Raw genomic sequence first — 17201 nt, 5'->3', positions numbered from 1 at the left:
TCTTTTCAACGGGGCGTCAGGCCAGCACGGCGATGCGGGCGATCGCGTACAACGACGCGAACGCGCCGACGACGCAGACGAGGATGACGAGGAACTGCAACGCGACCTCGACCGCGCGCGCGTGCACGTAGTCCTCGATCACCACCTGCAGGCCCATCTGGGTGTGCCAGAACATCGACAGCGCGAACACCGCCATCAGGATCGCGTTCCACGGCCGCGCCAGGGTCTCGCGCACCGTCTCCAGGTCAGCGCCGATCATCGACACCAAAGTGCCGATCAGCCACGGCACCAGCAGCGCCAGCACCACCGCGGTCACCCGCTGCTGCCAGAAATGGCCGGTGCCGGACTTGGCCGAGCCCATGCCGCGCGCGCGCGCCACCGGGGTGCGGAAATCGCGCCGCGCCGGCGCCTCCACGGTCTTCGTGTCGTTCATGCCCCACCCCGCAGCGCGACGAACCAGATCGCCGCGGTCAGCACCACGGTCAGCCCGAACACGGCATAGCCGGAACGGTAGACATCGGGGATCTCGAAGCCCCAGCCGGCGTCCCAGAGCAGGTGGCGGATGCCGTTGAGCAGGTGGTAGACCAGCGCCAGCGAGAAGCCGAACGCGGCGACCATGCCGACCGGCGAGGCCAGGCACGCGGCGACGGTGGCATAGGCCTCGCCGCCCTGTGCCACCGCCAGCAGCCACCACAGCAGCACGAAGGCGCCGACCGACAGCGCCATGCCGGTGACCCGGTGCAGGATCGACATCGTCATGGTGATCTGCCAGCGGTAGACCTGCAGATGCGGCGACAGGGGGCGTTCGCGGTTCGTCATCGCTGGGCAGGGCTCCTCGCTGGGCGGCCGGCGGCCGCGTGGCTGGTAGGCATCATGATCGACGGCCTAGAAATCGATGCAGCGGCCGTTCTTTTCCCAGTCGCCGTAGCGCGTCGGCTCGAGGCCTTCGCGGCCGCCGATCTCGGGCGCCGGTGCCGGTTCCGCAACAGGCTTTTCCGCCTGTGCCGGATCCGGTGGGGGAGCGCTTTCGCCTATCATGGCCGGGTCATTCACCACCGAAAGTTTAAGTCCCGCCCCCATGTCCCACAAGTCGGCATCCAGCGACGGCGCTTTTTTCGCCATTCCCGACCGGCACATGCTGGTGCTGGAAGGGCGCGATGCGGCGAAGTTCGCGCAGGCGCAGTTCATGAACGACGTCACCGCGCTGGCGCCAGGGCACTGGCAATGGAGCGGCTGCCTGACGCCGAAGGGGCGGGTGATCGCGCTGTTCGCGCTGCTGAAGTTCGACGACGAGCGGCTGTGGCTGCTGCTGGCAGACGCCGATCCGGCCGCCTTGGCGGCACAGCTGCAGCGATTCGTGTTCCGCAGCAAGCTGACGATCCGGGTCGACGATGGACTGCATGCCGGCGGCGCCCTTGCCGCCCCCGCCCTGGCGCGCGGTGCCGCGATTGCCGAGGCGGCCGATGGCGCGATCGAACTCGACCTGGGCGCCGCGGACGGACCGCGCACGCTGCGGATCGCGAATGCGCCCGGCGAGGACGATGCCGATGCCCTCGTCCGCTGGAACGCATTCGACCTCGCCCACGGCCTGCCGCGGCTGTCCGGCTCGCAGGTCGAACAGTGGACGCCGCAGCAGCTTTCGCTCGACCGCCTGGCCGCCTACAGCGTGAAGAAGGGTTGCTACCCCGGCCAGGAGATCGTGGCGCGCACGCACTTCCTCGGGCAGGCCAAGCGCGGCCTGGCACGGCTGACGACCGCCGCCGCCGCGGCGCCGGGCGACCCGGTCGCTACCGAAGGCAAGGAACTGGGCAAGGTGGTCTGCAGCCATGGCGGCGAAGCCCTCGCGGTGCTGCCGCTGCAGTTGCCGGACGTGCCGCTGGACATCGCCGGCGCGCACGCCGCGCCAGCCCCGCTGCTGGATGGACTCGCCCGCTGAGGGCTTGCTGCGGCGCCCTGCCGCGGCCGCGAAACCGCTTGAACGGAATCATCCGGCGGCTGCTATGCTCGGCGCCAGGGGGAAGTCGCTGTAGCCGTCCGCTGCCGACGATCCGGAACGGCCCGCCGTGCGGGCCCGACCGCACCATGGCAAGGATTGCTGCAACGATGGTCGTCGAAAGTCGTCTTGCAACCGCATCCAGAGGAAGGGAAGGGGAAATGAATATCAAGCTGATGTTTTCGGCCGTCGCCGCGATGGCCGTCATGTTGTCCGCATGCAACACCACGCCGCAGCCGGCACCGCAGCCGCCGGAGCCGACCATGCCGCCGCTGGCGTCGACGTTCCTGGAGCGGCTGTCCGCCGACGGCCTGTTCGCCTTCGGCAAGGCCAGCATCGACGACTTCAGCCCGGGTGGCCGCATGGCGCTGGACGATCTCGCCACGCGCCTGACCGGCGAACGCCCGCTGGAGATGGTGCACGTGATCGGCCATAGCGACCAGATCGGCAACGACCGCGCCAACCTGCAGCTGTCGACCCGCCGCGCCGAGGCCGTGCGCGAATACCTGATCGATCGCGGCGTCCCGGAAGACCGCATCACCGCGGTCGGCCGCGGCAGCGTCGAGCCGGTGGTCGAATGTGAAGGCGATCGCGGCCAGGCGTTGATCGATTGCCTGGCGCCGAACCGACGTGTCGAAGTGCGGGTCGAGTTCGCGCGCTAATCGCAGCCAAGGGCGCACCCCTCGCCGGGTGCGCCATCTTGCAGTCGCGAACCTTCGGATAGGCCGATGTCCTTGCAAGCGGCAGACGACACGGTGCCGCTCGCCCTGCTTCTCCATCAACAATCCTGACCGGCACATCTCGTCGCGACTTCCCGGCGGCGGCATGCCGCCACCACTCCCACAAGTCCGAGGTCAGGATGTCGGGGTTGCTGTGGCCAACCCGGCCGCGGCGGCAACGATCTCCTGCTCCGACGGAATGACCAGGAACGCCGCGCCGGCCAGCGGGGTGAAGGTATCGGCGCCGACCACCCGCCGCAGCGGCTTGTCGCCCAGACCGGCTTCCACGATTGCGGTCACGATGCCCTCGCCCACCCCGGCGCTGCGGCGGCCCTCGTCGACCACGATCACCCGCGCGCACTCGCCGGCGTGCCGGGCGATCGCCGCCTCGTTGAGCGGCAGCAGCCAGCGCAGGTCGACCACCCGCACCCGCCAGCCCTGCGCCGCCTCGATCGCGCGCGCGGCACGCAGGCTCATCGGCACGCCGTTGCCGAAGGTGAGGATCGCCAGGTCGCTGGCGTCGGCCCCGTAGACCCGCTCCTCCCCAAGCACCAGTGCCTGGTCCGGCGGCGGATAGGACGTCAGCCACTCGCCGTCGCCGGCATCGAACAGGTCCTTGGCCATGTACAGCGCGATCGGTTCCAGGAACGCGCAGACGCGGCCGTCCACCTTCGCCAGCGCCGCCAGCGTGCGCAGCATCATCGCCGCGTCGTCGCCGCGCGACGGGCAGCCGATCACCAGCCCGGGAATGTCGCGCAGCGCGGTGACCGAATTGTCGTTGTGGAAATGACCGCCGAAGCCGCGCTGGTAGCCGAGCGAGGCGATGCGCATGACCATCGGGTTGCGATATTGGCCGTTGCTGAAGAACTGCAGGCTGGCGGCCTCGCCGCGGATCTGGTCGCAGGCGTTGTGGAAATACGCCAGGTACTGGATCTCCGGCAGCGGCAGCATGCCCATGTTGGCGAAGCCCTGCGCCAGGCCGAGGATGGTGGTCTCGTCGAGCAGCGTGTTGAACACGCGGCGCGCGCCGAACGCCTTCTGCAGGCCCTTGGTGACGGTATACACCCCGCCCTTCTGCGCCACGTCCTCGCCGAACAGCAGCGCCTCGGGATACTTGGCGAACAGGTCGTGCAAGGCGTTGTTGATCTGGATCGCCAGGTGCCGCGGCGGCAGGCGCTCCGGCAGCTTCTCCTCGCCGCCGAAGGCCGCGATGCGCCGCGCGTCGTAGTCGGTGCGCGTGGCTTCCGCCCGCACCGCGTCCGGCGTGTACGGGGCCAGCGGCGCCGTCACCTCGTCGAGGGTCGACAGCCGCGGGCGGCGGTCGGCGTCCTCGGCGGCGGCGAAGCAGCGCTTGCGGGTGTCCTCGTAGAGCGCGAGGATCTCGTCCTGCGACATCAGCCCGGATTCGAGCGCGATCGTCGCCGAACGCAGCAGCGGATCGCCGGCCTCCACCGCGCACAGCTCGGCCAGGGCGCGCCACTCGATCTCGAAGTCGGTGCCGGCATGGCCCATCAGCCGCGCGGTGTGCAGGTGCAGGAAGGTGGGCCGCCGGGTGCGTCGGCAATGTTCGACCCCACGCTGCACGTCGCCGTACCCGGCGGCCAGGTCGAGTCCGTCGGCGAAGAAGTAATCGAGGTCCTGCCGCTGCGCGAAGCTGCGCGCGATCCAGCCGTCCGGCGTCTTCACCGAGATGCCGATGCCATTGTCCTCGCATACGAACAGCACCGGCGCCGGCAGCCGCTGGTAGGCGGTCCAGGCCGCGGTGTTGAACGCGGTCTGCGCGGTGGCGTGGTTGGCGCTGGCATCGCCGAACGAGCACACGACGATGCTGTCCTCGGGCACCGGCAGCGCATGGCCGATGCGCCGACCCTGTTCGATCGCGATCGCGGTACCCAGCGCCTTGGGCAGGTGCGAGGCGATGGTGGAGGTCTGCGGCAGCACCCACAACGGCTTGCTGCCCCACACCTTGTGGCGGCCGCCGCTGGCCGGGTCGTCCTTGCTGGCCGCGAACGACAGCGCCGAGTCCATGACCGGATCACGCAGCTTTCCATCGGCGTCCGACAGCTTGCGGAAGCGTTCGGCCATGAAGCCGCCGCTGCGGTAGTGCAGGAACGCGGGGTCGGTATGGCGCGTCAGCCGCGCCACCATCGCGTTGCCCTCGTGTCCGGAACTGCCGATGGTGTAGAAGACCTTGTTCTGCACCCGCAGCACGCGCGCCATCAGGTCGAGGTGGCGGCTGATGAGCTGCGACTCGAACAGTTCACGGAAACCCCGCGCGTCGAGCGCGCTGCCGGCGAGGACCGGTTCGTCCGGCGCCGGCGCGGCGCCGGTCCGCCCCTGCCAGCCGCGCACGAACTCCTGGAAGTTGACGTCGCAGATCTCGGCGCGGTTGAGGCCGCGCATGCGCGCGGGGATGGGATCGGGCACGGGCTGGAAGGTCATCGCGATCGGGAGGCGGATGCTGGGCGGAGACGGGCTATTGTCCTACACCGCGCCGGGCAGCTCTATCCGTCGCGGTGAGAAATGGGCCGTCGCCACGGGCGGTGTAAATCCGTAGCCGGTAGCTCCGGTAAGCGCAGTCGGCCATACGTCCCCGGGCGCGACCCGCCGGTCTTACCCAAGCGACTACGGTGCTGCGTACGGCACATGCGCACCTTCACCTCCTGACCGCTCACCTCGCGCACAATCCACCACCTGCCAGCGAGGCGGCGGTGGTCACCAGCACGATGCCGACGATGTTCAACACGATGCCGGCGCGCGCCATCTGCCCGATGCGCACGTGGCCGGAGCCGAACACGATCGCATTCGGCGGCGTGGCCACCGGCAGCATGAAGGCGTAGCTGGCACCGAGCGCGATCGCCACCAGCAGCGGCATCACCGGCACGCCGAGGCCGAGCGCGACCGCGGCCAGCACCGGGGTGAACGCGGTCGCCATGGCCGTGTTGCTGGTCAACTCGGTGGCGAAGATCACCAGCACCGCGACCGCGAACACCACCAGCAGCATCGGCGCACCGGCCAGTCCGTACAGGCCGCCGGCGATGAAGCCGTCGACCCCGTGGGCGCCGATCGCCGCCGCCAGCGCCAACCCGCCGCCGAACAGCACCAGCACGCCCCAGGGCAGGCGCACCGCGGTGTCCCAGTCGAGGGTCGCGACCCCGCGCCCGGCCGGATCACGCCCCGCGGGAATCAGGAACAGCGACAACGCGCCGGCCATCGCGATCACCGCGTCGGTCAAACCGGGCAGGCCGAACCAGGCCGCCAGCTGCGGCCTCAGGATCCAGGCCAACGCGGTGAGCGAGAACACCACCAGCACCACGCGCTCGCCGCGTGCCATCGGCCCGAGTTCCTCCAGCATGGCGCGGATCTGCGCCCGCCCCTGCGGCAGCGCGCGCAGGCGGATCGGGAACGCCAGGCGGGTGAGATACAGCCAGGCCAGCAACAGGAAGACCAGCATCACCGGTACGCCGAAGCGCATCCACGCCAGCATGGTGATGTCGCAGTCCAGCCGCTCGCGCGCATAGCTGGCGACGACCAGGTTGGGGGGCGAGCCGATCAGCGTGGCCGAGCCGCCGATCGAGGCGGCGTAGGCGATCGCCAGCATGAGGCAGGTGGCGAACAGCCGCGCCTCCCGCTCCGGTACCTCGGCGCCCTCGCGCAGCAGCATGCCGACCACCGACAGGCCCACCGGCAGCAGGATGATGGTGGCCGCAGTGTTGGAGATCCACATGCTGAGGAAGGCGGTGGCGATCATGAAGCCGGCCACCAGGCGCCGCGGCGCGGTCCCGACCTGCAGCAGGATCCGCAATGCCAGGCGCCGATGCAGGCCCCAGCGCTCCATCGCCAGGCCGAGCATGAAGCCGCCCATGAACAGGAAGATGATGTCGCTGGCGTACGGCCGCACCGCCTCGGCCGGTGCCATCACCCCGAGCAGCGGGAACGCCACCACCGGCAGCAACGCGGTCGCCGCCAGCGGGACCGCCTCGCCCAGCCACCACACCGCCATCCAAACCGCGACGCCCGCGGTCATGCGGCCCTCGGCGGACAGACCGCCGGAATCCGCGTCCGGGATCAGCCAGAACGCCAGCAGGCCCAGCAGCGGACCGGCCCAGCGTGCAAGGCGCCGGTGCCAGCCCAGCCCCTGTTCCACCGCGTTCGGCTGCACGCCGGCGTCTCCCGTCCAAGAACGTGCGGCACCTTAGCAGCCGGCTCCTCCGCGGTCATGCTGCACGACGAAACCCGCTGCGGCGGCATCCTCCAGGCGTAGAGCGAAGCTTGCTCCGCTGCTCCCGGCTCCGGAGCCCGCGTAGCCGAGCAAGCTCGGCTCTACGCGGACATCCGACAGGACGAAGAGCCCCGCACACCGCTCACGGCCGCCGCGCCCGCCATTGCCCGCGCATCTGTCCCCAGACGTCGACCGGCACATCCTCGAACGGCGCCGGCAGGCCGCCGACGCGCAGCCTGCGCGAACCCAATCGTTCTGCAAGCTTCTGCGAAGCCGCGTTGTCCGGATCGATGCAGTGGATGACCTCCTCCCAGCCGAGCCGGTCGAACGCCCAGTCGATCGCCGCGACGGCGGCCTCGTGCGCGTAGCCGCGGCCCCAGGCCATGCGCCGCAACGACCAGCCGACCTCGTTGCCGGGCCAGCCTTCCGGCCGCCAGGGCCCGGCCTGGCCCAGCCATTCGCCGCTGACGCGGTCGACGATCGAGAACATGGCGAAGCCCTGCAGCGCCCAGGCGCCCGGCATCTGCAGGAACTTGCGCCACGCCGCGGGGCGCGGCAGGTGCCCGCCGATGTAGCGCGCGGCCACCTCGTCACCCATCAGCTCGGCGTAGCCTTCGAAATCCTCGATGCGCGGCAGACGCAGGATCAGGCGCTCCGTCTCCAGCATGATGTCCATCATCACCTCCTACGGGTTCGCCCTCAGAACGCGCTGATGCCGGTCAGCTCGCGGCCGACCACCAGCTGGTGCACGGTCTCTGTGCCCTCGTAGGTGATCACCGACTCCATGTTGAGCGCGTGCCGGATCGGGCAGTGCTCGGTGGTGATGCCGGCGCCGCCGAGCAGGTCGCGTGCCTCGCGGGCGATGTCGATCGCCATGCGGCAATTGTTCCACTTGGCCAGCGAGACCTGTGTCGGCTGCATCTTGCCGGCGTCCTTCAGGCGGCCGAGCTGCAGCGACAGCAGCTGCGCCGAGGTGATCCGCCGCGCCCAGTCGGCCATCTTGATCTGCGCGCTCTGGGTGGCCGCCACCGGCCGCTCGAACAGGATGCGTTCCTTGGAATAGTTCAGCGCCTCGTCCAGGCAGGCGACGGCGGCGCCGATCGGGCCCCAGGTGATGCCGTAGCGGGCCTGCGTCAGGCAGCCGAGCGGGCCCTTCAGACCCTTCACGTTCGGCAGCCGGTTGCCATCGGGCACGCGCACGTTGTCGAAGTACAGCGCGCTGGTCACCGAGGCGCGCAGGCTCATCTTGTGCTTGATCTCCTGGGCGCTGTAGCCGGCGAAGTCCTTCTCCACCACGAAACCCTGGATGCCGTCGTCGCTCCGCGCCCAGACGATGGCGATGTCGGCCAGGTTGCCGTTGGTGATCCACATCTTCGAGCCGTTGAGGATCCAGTCGTCGCCGTCGCGCCTGGCGTGGGTCTTCATGTTGGCCGGGTCGGAGCCGCCGTGCGGCTCGGTCAGGCCGAAACAGCCGATCACCTTGCCGGCCGCCATGTCCGGCAGCCAGCGCTTGCGCTGCTCCTCGCTGCCGTAGGCGAAGATCGGATACATGCACAGCGACGACTGCACGCTGGCGAAGCTGCGGATGCCGGAATCGCCGCGCTCCAGCTCTTGGCAGATCAGGCCGTAGCTGACCGAGTTGAGCCCGGCGCAGCCGTATTCCTCCGGCAGCGTCGCCCCCAGCAGGCCCAGCCCGGCGAGTTCCGGGATCAGTTCCGCGGGAAACCGCCCCTGGTCGAAGCAGTCGCCGATGATCGGCAGCACGCGCTCGTCGACCAGGCGCGCCACGCTGTCCTGCACCGCGCGCTCCTCCTCGCTGAGCAGGGAACGGACGTCGTAGAGATCGTAGGGATGCAGGGCCATGGCAGCGCGGGCGTCGTCGGGAAACCGGCATTGTAGCCAGCCGGGCGCGACCGAACGAGCGCAGCGCGCCTTGGCGTCCCCTGCGAAGCGCCTTGTTCGCAGGGGACCGGCGTTTGTTGGCGCGACGAAAGCCGGCTGCGTTCAGACCCACCCGTCGCGACTTCCCGGCGGCGGCATGCCGCCGCCACTCCCACAAGAGAAGGAAAGCTGCGCCCGGTCGTGCAACAAGAAGGGGCCGGATCGCTCCGGCCCCTTCGGGTCACGCCTTGTCGCTGTGGACCGCGTCGGCTTCGCGCCGTTTACTGGCGGTCGGTATCGCCTTCAAGCGCGGCGGTCTGGGTCACGACCTGGCCGTCGAGCACCGGCAGGCGCTCGCCCGGCTTCTGCTCCATGCGCACGGTGCGCTCGCGGCCGTCGTAGCTGTAGGTCACGTCGTAGGCCACCGGCACGTCCTCGGTGCCGAGCTTGATGCGCTCGCCCGGCTTGCTGCCGGTGCGCATGGTGCCGGTGCTGCCGTCCGGATTGCGGTAGGTCACGTTGTAGGCGATCACGCGCGAGGACTGCGAGGTGTCCTGCACGGTGCGGCACTGCCGGTCCACGCGCTCGACCACCTGGCCGCCGACATGGCGCCGGTCGACCTCGCGGCCCGCGAATCCGCCGCCGACCGCACCGGCCACCGTGGCGAGCTTGCGGCCGTTGCCGCCGCCCACCTGGTTGCCGACCAGCCCGCCGATCACGGCGCCGGCCACGGTGCCGCCGACGTTGCCGTCGCGCTCCGGCAGGCGCTCCTGCACCACCACGTCCTCGCACACCTGGCGCGGCGAGCTGCTGGTCGTGGTCTCGCTGACCGGCTCGCTGCCGATCACGGTGGCGTACAGGTCCTGTTTCTCGGTGACGGGCTCGACCTCGAGCACGTCGGCGTATTCCAGGCTGCCTGCGGCCGGAATGGCACCGTCGTCCACCAGCTCCTGGGTCAGCGCGTCGTCGCCCTCGGGCGCGGCGTCACGGCTGTTGTTCTGGAACGCGGCCACGGCCACGCCGCCGACCAGCAGGGACGCCAGTGCGATTGCCAGAGTGTTGTTCTTCATAGTCGCGCTCCTCAGGGGAGAGTCCCCAATTTCGTCAACGGAATTTCAACATTCCCACCCTGAACGGAGGGCCGCCAACAGCGGGCGAACCTGACGCCGCCATGAACACTACCGGTACCGGGCGCATGATAGCGTGCCCGGTATCGATCCATCGCGGACTCCACGCATGCGCCCCTTCCTGCTCGCCCCACTGTTGCGCTGGTTCGGCCGCCTCAGCTATCCGCGCCTGTTCGGGCTGACGGCGGTGCTGTTCGCCCTCAGCGTGCTGCTCCCCGATCCGGTGCCCCTGGTCGACGAGTTGCTGCTCGGCCTCGGCACGTTGTTGCTGGCCAACTGGAAGCGCCGCAAGGGCGCCGGCGACGAACGCGAACCGATCGAGGGTGAATCCAGCCGCCGCCGCTGAGCACGCACGCCGGCCGTCATGCACACGCTCGTCGACAGCCATTGCCATCTCGACGCCGGCGAGTTCGACCCCGACCGCGACGCGGTGCTCGGCCGCGCTCGTGCGGCGGGCGTCACGCGGCAGGTGGTGCCGGCCACCGACGCCGCCGGCTGGCCGAAGCTGCGCGGGATCTGCGCCGGCACGAGCGGCCTGCATCCCGCCTATGGCCTGCACCCGATGTTCCTGGACCGGCACCGGCCCGGCCACCTCGACGAACTGCGCGGCTGGATCGAGCGCGAACGCCCGGTGGCGGTGGGCGAATGCGGGCTGGACTACTACGTCGACGGGCTGGACCGCGATGCGCAGCAGGATTATTTCGAAGGCCAGCTGCGACTGGCCCGGGACTTCGGGCTGCCAGTGATCGTGCACGCGCGACGCGCGGTGGACGCGGTGATCGCGGCGATCCGCAGCATCGGCGAGCTGCGCGGCGTGGTGCACAGCTTTGCCGGCAGCCAGCAGCAGGCGCGGCAGCTGTGGGAACTGGATTTCATGATCGGCCTCGGCGGCCCGCTGACCTACGAACGCGCGAAACGGCTGCGCCGGATCGTCACCGCCATGTCGCTCGAGCACCTGCTGCTCGAGACCGACGCCCCGGACCAGCCGGACGCGGAGATCCGCGGCCGGCGCAACGAGCCCGCGCGCTTGCGGCATGTCCTGGATACGGTGGCGGAGCTGCGCGGCGAGTCGCCGGACGCGATTGCCGCCGCGACCACCGCGAATGCGGAACGGCTGTTCGGCCTGGAAGGCAGGAGTGAGTGAAGAGGAGTGAGAAACGAGAGGGAGCGGTCCACCTTCTCTCGTTCTCACTCCTCCTCACTCGTTTCTCGCTTCTCGTTTCTCGCTTCAACGCAGCAGCATCTCCAGTGCCTTGCCCGCGGCGGCGAAGGCGAAAGCGCCGGTGACGTGGGTCGCGGCGCCCAGGCCGGCCCCGCAATCGAGCTTGAGCGCCGCGTCGGCGCCCAGCTTCGGCCGCAGGCCGCAGACGCTGCCGTCGACCTGCGGATAGCGCACGTTCTCCAGCGAGTACACCGCCGGCACGCCGAAGTAGCGCTTCGGCCCCTTGGGGAAGTTGAATTCGCCGCGCAGCTTCTTGCGCACCAGCGCCAACATCGCGTCGTGCTCGGTGCGCGACAGGTCGCGCACGCGCACCAGCGTCGGGTCGACCCGGCCGCCGGCCGAGCCGACCGTGATCACCGGCTGCTTGCGACGACGGCACCAGGCGATGGCCTCGACCTTGCTGCGGAAGCTGTCGCAAGCGTCGAGCACCAGGTCGTAGCCGCGGTCGAGCAATGCATCCAGATTGGACGGCGTCAGGAACGCCGCCACCGGCTCGACCGCGATGTGCGGATTGATCGCCAGGCAGCGCTCGGCCATCGCCTCGGCCTTGCCGCGCCCGTACTGCCCCTGCAGCGCCGGCAGCTGGCGGTTGGTGTTGGACAGGCACAGGTCGTCGGCGTCGATCAGCGTCAACCGTCCGACGCCGCTGCGCGCCAGCGATTCCACCGCCCACGAGCCGACCCCGCCCAGCCCGACCACCGCGACATGCGCCCGCGCCAGGCGCGCCAGCGCACCGCTGCCGTAGAGCCGGTCGATGCCGGAAAAACGATCGGTCCAGTGCGTATCCATGTCCACAGTGTAGGTCGACGGCCGTGTCCGGTCCCGGATGCGACGCCGCACCCGGGACTCTCTTCCCCGGCCCGATCGACCCGTGGCCGCGATGCGGCTGCCCGGAAGCACGCCCGCAGTGGCGTGCTATGTTTCGTCGCACGCCAGCATCCAGACGCACGGAGCCCGCCATGTCGACCTCGCCCGATGACAGCAACACCGGCCGCAAGCCATCCGCCGTCGGCCGTTACCTGTTCCTGTTCCTGCTGGGGCTGGTGGCCGGCGTGGTCGCGACGGTGATGATCGTACGTGCGATCCAGGCGCGCGCCGACCGTTTTCCCGATAGCGTGATGCAGGTGCAGCAATGGCATCTGGGACAGTTGCGCAGCCGGGTCGAGGAAAACCGCTGCGGCGCCACCGACCTGCTGCCGCACCTGCGCGCGCTGCGCACGATGAGCGACGACCTCGAACCCGCATTCCCGAAGCTGCGGGACGACAAGCGCTTCGCCCAACACGCCAGCCATCTGCGTGCGACGCTTGATTCAGCGCTGGCATCGCCGCCGCTGCACTGCGCGGGTCTCGGCGTCACGGCCAAGGAAATCGGCGACTCCTGCAGCGCTTGTCATCGCGATTTCCGAGGTTGAACGGCTTGGCCCGCGGCTGGGTCGCGGACATCCACCAGCCGATGAACGACGGTTACATGCGTCCGGCCCGTAACCGGCACGCCTTCGTGGCAATTCTCGGCGCGTTCACGATTGCGCTCCTACGCTCGGCGACGTGGAGCCTGCGATGCCGGATGGCGCGCAGCTCCCTGTCCCGACATTCCCATTCCGGAGAGATGCGATGAAGACCCGTCTGATCGGCACGACCATGATCGCAGCGGCATTGGCCCTTGCCGGTTGCGCCTCATCCCCTGGCTACGGCCCGGGTTACGGCAGCACTTCCTCGCCGGGCTATGGCACGCCGTCGTCGTGCTACGACTGCGGCACCGTGACCCGCATCGAGCGTACCTCCGACGGCAAGCCCAACGTCGCCGGCCCGCTGCTCGGCGGCATCGTCGGCGCGGTGGCCGGCAAGGAGCTCGCACGCCGCAACACCGACAGCGAAGGCCGCCGCAACGTCGCCACCGCCGGCGGCGCGATTGCCGGCGCGGTCGCCGGCAACGCGATCCAGAACCGCACCGAGGGCAGCGGTGTCCACAACGTGCACGTGCGCATGGAAGACGGCCGCACCGTGGTGCTGTCCCAGGCGGACCTGGGCGGCATCCGCGAAGGCTCCTACGTCAGGGTGCAGGACGGTCGCGCCTGGGCCCGCTGAACCGGGCCGCACGAAAAAAACCGGCCTCGCGGCCGGGTTTTTTCGTGCACCGCCGATGCCGCCGGAACCGCTCAGGCGGCTTCCACCTCGTCGGCCTGCAGGCCTTTCTGGCCCTGCACGACCACGAAGCTGACCTTCTGGCCTTCCTTCAGGCTCTTGAAGCCCTGCATCTGGATCGCGCGGAAATGCACGAAGACATCCTCGCCGCTTTCGCGGCTGATGAAGCCGAATCCCTTGGCGTCGTTGAACCACTTCACGGTACCGATCTCGCGTTCTGCCATGTGCATCACTCCCTGGAGCTGCTGACTGGTCTGTTTGGATCGACTGACACCGTTTCCGGCGGCTGGTTGCAAGGAGGAAGCGGGAACTTCGATGTAGCGGATCGGTGAGGCTGTAAAACGCGGATCGACTGCACCAGGTCACGTTTCGGGTGACCTTGACAAACACAGCGCGAGCAAATTACCCCGGCATTTGCCAAAATGCAATCGCGTGCCCAGGGCCATTCCAGCCGCAGTCGCGGCCGCCCGAAGACGCATGGAGAACCCATGGAAACGCAATCGATCTGGTACGCGGTCGCCCTGATCCTGGTGTTGGTCGGCATTCTCGGCACCGTGCTGCCGGCGCTGCCCGGCCTGCCGCTGGTATTCGTCGGCATGCTGGTGGCGGCATGGGCCGGCGGCTTCGAGCAGATCGGCGTGATGACGCTGGTAATGCTCGGCGTCCTGACCCTGCTGTCGCTGCTGGTGGACTTCTGGGCCACGGCGATGGGTGCCAAGCGCGTCGGCGCCAGCCGCAAGGCACTGGTGGGTGCGGTGGTCGGCACCTTCGCCGGATTGTTCTTCGGCATCGTCGGCGTGTTCGTCGGACCGTTCGTGGGCGCGGTGGCCGGCGAACTGCTGCACGGGCGCCGGCTCGATCCCGGCGGCGTCGGCCACGCCACGCGGGTCGGCGCCGGCACCTGGATGGGTATCGTGGCGGCCGTGGCACTGAAGCTGATGCTGGCCTTCGCGATGATCGGTATCTTCGCGCTGGCCTGGCTCAACTAAGGAGTCCACCATGATCCGCAACGTCAACCGCCCGGCCGCAGTGATCGCGTTCGCCCTGCTCGCACCGTGCGCGCAGGCCGCCGAGGATCGGCAGGCCGCACTGGAAGCCTGTGCCGCGATCGGCACCGATGCCACCAGGCTCGCCTGCTACGACGAGGCCATGGGCCGAAGCGCCCTCGGTCCCGCCGAGGCCGACGCCGCCGCGGCCAGCGCCCGTCTGGCGCGAGAGGCCGAGACCGAGACCGGGGCCGACGCCGCGGGCGCAGGCGAACGCGCACGCCGCAGGATCGACGGGATGTTCGTGCACGATCCCAACGACCCGCTCGAGGCCGCCATCGCCAACGTCGGCAAGGGCTCGCTGCTCGATACCCGCTGGGAGCTGGCCCGCGATTCCAAGCTCGGCCTGTTCAACTTCCGTGCCTACAAGCCGGTCTACCTGCTGCCCGCGTTCTGGACCAGCAAGACCAATCCGCTGCCGTCATCGCCCAATCCGCGCAATACCGTCACCGAACCGGAATCGCTCGACAGCTTGGAGGCCAAGTTCCAGCTCAGCTTCAAGACCAAGGCGCTGGAGAACCTGTTCGGCGACAACGGCGACCTGTGGATGGGCTATACCCAGAGCTCGCGCTGGCAGGTCTACAACGCCGAACAGTCGCGCCCGTTCCGCGAGACCAACTACGAACCCGAAGTGCTGCTGGTATTTCGCAACGGCTACAGCCTGCCGGGCGGATGGAGGGGCCGGATGGCCGCGGTCGGCATCAACCACCAGTCCAACGGCCGCGGGGATCCGCTGTCGCGCAGCTGGAACCGGGTGATGTTCAACGTCGGCTTCGACCGCGAGAACTGGGCGCTGATGCTGCGCCCGTGGGTGCGCATCTCCGATGGCAGCGACGACGACAACCCGGACATGGAGGACTACATGGGCCGCGGCGACCTGACCCTGGTGCACGTGCGCGGCGGTCACCAGTTCTCGCTGATGGCGCGGCATTCGCTGCGCGGCGGCGACCGCTCGCACGGCGCGTTGCAGTTCGACTGGGGCTTCCCGATCCATCGCGCCTTCCGCGGCCACCTGCAGGTCTTCGACGGCTACGGCGAGAGCATGATCGACTACAACCACCGCGCGACCTACATCGGCCTGGGCATCTCGCTGCAGGAGTGGTTCTAATCAATACCCGGTTTCGCGCAGCGAGTGGCGCACCTGCTCGTGGGTGGCCTGGATCTCCTGCGGCGGCTCGCGATCGAGCAGGCTGACCACCACGATGGCGACGGTCGCGGCGATGAAGCCCGGCACGATCTCGTACAGCGCCATGTCGAAACGGCCGATCGCGATCTGCTTCCACGCGATCACCGTCACGGCGCCGACGATCATCCCCGCCAGCGCGCCGTTGCGGGTCATCCGCTGCCAGAACAACGCCAGCAGCACGACCGGCCCGAAGGCCGCACCGAAACCGGCCCAGGCGTACGAGACCAGCCCGAGCACGCGGCTGTCCGGATCGCGCGCCAGCCACAGCGCCACCAGCGCGGTCAGCAGCACGCTGGCGCGACCGGCCCAGACCAGTTCGCGTTGGCTGGCCTGCTTGCGCAGGAAACCGCGGTAGAAGTCCTCTGAGAGCACGCTCGAGCACACCAGCAGCTGGCTCGACAGCGTGCTCATCACCGCCGCCAGGACCGCCGACAGGACGATGCCCGCCACCCACGGGTTGAACAGCTGTTCCACCAGGCTGATGAACACGCGCTCGGAATTGGCCTGCACCGGACCGGCGACGTCCGGATTGGCGGCGTAGTAGGCAATGCCCAGGAAACCCACGGTGAGCGAGCCGGCCAGGCACAGCACCATCCAGCCCATGCCGATGCGGCGCGCCACCGGAATCGTGGCCACGCCGTGCGCGGCCATGAAGCGCGCCAGGATGTGCGGCTGCCCGAAATAGCCCAGCCCCCACGCGATCAGCGAGATGACGCCGATCCACCCGAGTTCGCCGCGGAACCAGTCGAGGCGCGAGGGATCCAGTTCCCGGATCATGTCGACGCTGGTCTCGAATCCGCCGACGTGCATCAGCACGATCACTGGCGTCAGCAATAGCGCGAAGAACATCAGGGTGCCCTGCGCGGTATCGGTCCAGCTGACGGCAAGAAAGCCACCGACCAAGGTGTACAGGATCGTGACCGCGGCACCCCACCAGATCGCCTGCGCATAGGGCATTCCGAACACGCTCTCGAACAGGCGCGCGCCGGCCACTACGCCGGATGCGCAGTAGACGGCGAAGAACACCAGGATCACCAGCGCCGAGAACACGCGCAGGGTGCGGCTGCTGTCGCGGAAGCGGCTGGTGAAGAAGTCCGGCAGGGTCAGCGCGTTGTCGGTGCGCTCGGTGTAGACGCGCAACGGACCGGCCACGTACTTCCAGTTGAGCCAGGCGCCCGCGACCAGTCCGATCGCGATCCAGGCCTCCGACACGCCGCCCAGGTACATCGCCCCGGGCAGCCCCATCAGCAGCCAGCCGCTCATGTCGGAGGCGCCGGCGGACAGCGCGGTCACTCCGGGGCCGAGGCTGCGCCCGCCGAGGATGTAGTCGTCGAAGTTCTTGGTCGAGCGCCAGGCGACGAAGCCGATCAGCACCATTGCGGCGAGATAGACCGAGAACATGACGATAAGGGGCGTGCTGGCAACCATCATAGGCAGACAATCTCCGAAGATGACGAGGCGCAGCCATGGCGACGGCGCCAAACGACCAGCCTAACGCACCTGCCGGCACACTTCAGCCCCGGTTACCCACAGCGGCTGTGGACAAGCCCGCGGGTCAAACTGTGGACAAGTGCCGATGAGCGCGACGTGGTGCGGGGCGTGGCCGTCATGGCGAAGTCATGACCAGCGGCCTGGCGCTGACCGGCCGGCGGCCACCTGGGGG

General features: G+C 69.2%; 19 protein-coding genes. 8 read left to right on the top strand and 11 right to left on the bottom strand.

Annotation, left to right across the window (positions count from 1 at the left end):
- Window positions 1-16 precede the first annotated feature (16 nt).
- From sdhD to AB5T46_RS15680, 3 genes are all read right to left on the bottom strand, one after another.
- Window positions 17-433: a succinate dehydrogenase, hydrophobic membrane anchor protein gene (sdhD, locus tag AB5T46_RS15690; RefSeq protein WP_370564975.1), complete on the bottom strand. Its 417-nt coding sequence runs from the start codon at window positions 431-433 to the stop codon at window positions 17-19.
- On the bottom strand, window positions 430-819 hold the full coding sequence (sdhC, locus tag AB5T46_RS15685) for a succinate dehydrogenase, cytochrome b556 subunit (protein ID WP_370564974.1): 390 nt from the start codon (window positions 817-819) through the stop codon (window positions 430-432). Before sdhC ends, sdhD begins: the two co-directional genes overlap by 4 nt.
- Window positions 820-885: 66 nt before the next feature.
- Window positions 886-1122 (bottom strand): DUF1674 domain-containing protein, encoded by a 237-nt coding sequence (locus AB5T46_RS15680; protein ID WP_370564973.1) that lies wholly within the window; start codon window positions 1120-1122, stop codon window positions 886-888.
- On the opposite strand from AB5T46_RS15680, the gene ygfZ reads away from it, so the two are divergent.
- Together ygfZ and AB5T46_RS15670 are read left to right on the top strand one after the other, a co-directional pair.
- The gene (ygfZ, locus tag AB5T46_RS15675; RefSeq protein ID WP_459558943.1) at window positions 1079-1936 is read left to right on the top strand and encodes a CAF17-like 4Fe-4S cluster assembly/insertion protein YgfZ; all 858 of its coding nucleotides are present in this window, start codon (window positions 1079-1081) and stop codon (window positions 1934-1936) included. The genes AB5T46_RS15680 and ygfZ overlap by 44 nt on opposite strands.
- Before the next feature lie 218 nt (window positions 1937-2154).
- Window positions 2155-2655, top strand: coding sequence for an OmpA family protein (locus AB5T46_RS15670; protein WP_370564971.1), 501 nt, complete (start codon window positions 2155-2157; stop codon window positions 2653-2655).
- A 192-nt stretch (window positions 2656-2847) separates the two neighbouring features.
- On the opposite strand, the gene AB5T46_RS15665 is transcribed toward AB5T46_RS15670, so the two are convergent.
- From AB5T46_RS15665 to AB5T46_RS15645, 5 genes are all read right to left on the bottom strand, one after another.
- Window positions 2848-5154 (bottom strand): thiamine pyrophosphate-dependent enzyme, encoded by a 2307-nt coding sequence (locus AB5T46_RS15665; RefSeq protein WP_370564970.1) that lies wholly within the window; start codon window positions 5152-5154, stop codon window positions 2848-2850.
- 229 nt (window positions 5155-5383) lie between these two features.
- Entirely contained in the window at window positions 5384-6874 is a 1491-nt protein-coding gene (locus tag AB5T46_RS15660) for an SLC13 family permease (RefSeq protein ID WP_370564968.1), read from the bottom strand.
- A gap of 202 nt (window positions 6875-7076) precedes the next feature.
- On the bottom strand, window positions 7077-7610 hold the full coding sequence (locus AB5T46_RS15655; RefSeq protein ID WP_370564967.1) for a GNAT family N-acetyltransferase: 534 nt from the start codon (window positions 7608-7610) through the stop codon (window positions 7077-7079).
- A gap of 23 nt (window positions 7611-7633) precedes the next feature.
- The gene (locus tag AB5T46_RS15650; RefSeq protein ID WP_370564966.1) at window positions 7634-8797 is read right to left on the bottom strand and encodes an acyl-CoA dehydrogenase family protein; all 1164 of its coding nucleotides are present in this window, start codon (window positions 8795-8797) and stop codon (window positions 7634-7636) included.
- A gap of 299 nt (window positions 8798-9096) precedes the next feature.
- Window positions 9097-9885, bottom strand: a complete 789-nt coding sequence (locus tag AB5T46_RS15645; RefSeq protein ID WP_370564965.1) for a glycine zipper 2TM domain-containing protein — start codon at window positions 9883-9885, stop codon at window positions 9097-9099.
- A gap of 166 nt (window positions 9886-10051) precedes the next feature.
- On the opposite strand from AB5T46_RS15645, the gene AB5T46_RS15640 reads away from it, so the two are divergent.
- Both AB5T46_RS15640 and AB5T46_RS15635 read left to right on the top strand, forming a co-directional pair.
- Window positions 10052-10288: a DUF6116 family protein gene (locus tag AB5T46_RS15640; RefSeq protein ID WP_370564964.1), complete on the top strand. Its 237-nt coding sequence runs from the start codon at window positions 10052-10054 to the stop codon at window positions 10286-10288.
- Between the two features lie 18 nt (window positions 10289-10306).
- Window positions 10307-11086, top strand: a complete 780-nt coding sequence (locus tag AB5T46_RS15635; RefSeq protein WP_370564963.1) for a TatD family hydrolase — start codon at window positions 10307-10309, stop codon at window positions 11084-11086.
- Between the two features lie 84 nt (window positions 11087-11170).
- Here the strand turns inward: AB5T46_RS15635 and AB5T46_RS15630 are convergent, their stop codons facing one another.
- Complete coding sequence (locus AB5T46_RS15630) at window positions 11171-11953, bottom strand: tRNA threonylcarbamoyladenosine dehydratase (protein WP_370564962.1); 783 nt, start codon at window positions 11951-11953, stop codon at window positions 11171-11173.
- 170 nt (window positions 11954-12123) lie between these two features.
- On the opposite strand from AB5T46_RS15630, the gene AB5T46_RS15625 reads away from it, so the two are divergent.
- Both AB5T46_RS15625 and AB5T46_RS15620 read left to right on the top strand, forming a co-directional pair.
- Complete coding sequence (locus AB5T46_RS15625) at window positions 12124-12576, top strand: hypothetical protein (RefSeq protein ID WP_370564961.1); 453 nt, start codon at window positions 12124-12126, stop codon at window positions 12574-12576.
- 199 nt (window positions 12577-12775) lie between these two features.
- Window positions 12776-13249 (top strand): peptidoglycan-associated outer membrane lipoprotein precursor, encoded by a 474-nt coding sequence (locus AB5T46_RS15620; RefSeq protein ID WP_370564960.1) that lies wholly within the window; start codon window positions 12776-12778, stop codon window positions 13247-13249.
- A gap of 71 nt (window positions 13250-13320) precedes the next feature.
- Here AB5T46_RS15620 and AB5T46_RS15615 read toward each other — a convergent pair whose 3' ends face one another.
- On the bottom strand, window positions 13321-13536 hold the full coding sequence (locus AB5T46_RS15615) for a cold-shock protein (protein WP_370564959.1): 216 nt from the start codon (window positions 13534-13536) through the stop codon (window positions 13321-13323).
- A gap of 258 nt (window positions 13537-13794) precedes the next feature.
- Here AB5T46_RS15615 and AB5T46_RS15610 point away from each other — a divergent pair, with 258 nt between their 5' ends.
- Together AB5T46_RS15610 and AB5T46_RS15605 are read left to right on the top strand one after the other, a co-directional pair.
- The gene (locus AB5T46_RS15610; RefSeq protein ID WP_370564958.1) at window positions 13795-14295 is read left to right on the top strand and encodes a DUF456 domain-containing protein; all 501 of its coding nucleotides are present in this window, start codon (window positions 13795-13797) and stop codon (window positions 14293-14295) included.
- A 10-nt stretch (window positions 14296-14305) separates the two neighbouring features.
- Window positions 14306-15460 carry a phospholipase A gene (locus AB5T46_RS15605; RefSeq protein ID WP_370564957.1) on the top strand — a complete coding sequence of 385 codons (1155 nt, stop codon included), beginning with the start codon at window positions 14306-14308 and terminating at the stop codon, window positions 15458-15460.
- On the opposite strand, the gene putP is transcribed toward AB5T46_RS15605, so the two are convergent.
- The gene (gene putP / locus AB5T46_RS15600; protein ID WP_370564956.1) at window positions 15461-16969 is read right to left on the bottom strand and encodes a sodium/proline symporter PutP; all 1509 of its coding nucleotides are present in this window, start codon (window positions 16967-16969) and stop codon (window positions 15461-15463) included.
- Window positions 16970-17201 lie beyond the last annotated feature (232 nt).

The organism is Luteimonas salinilitoris, from assembly GCF_041300785.1.
In the GTDB taxonomy this organism is placed as follows: Bacteria; Pseudomonadota; Gammaproteobacteria; order Xanthomonadales; family Xanthomonadaceae; genus Luteimonas; species Luteimonas salinilitoris.
This window is presented reverse-complemented; position numbering and strand designations above follow the sequence as displayed.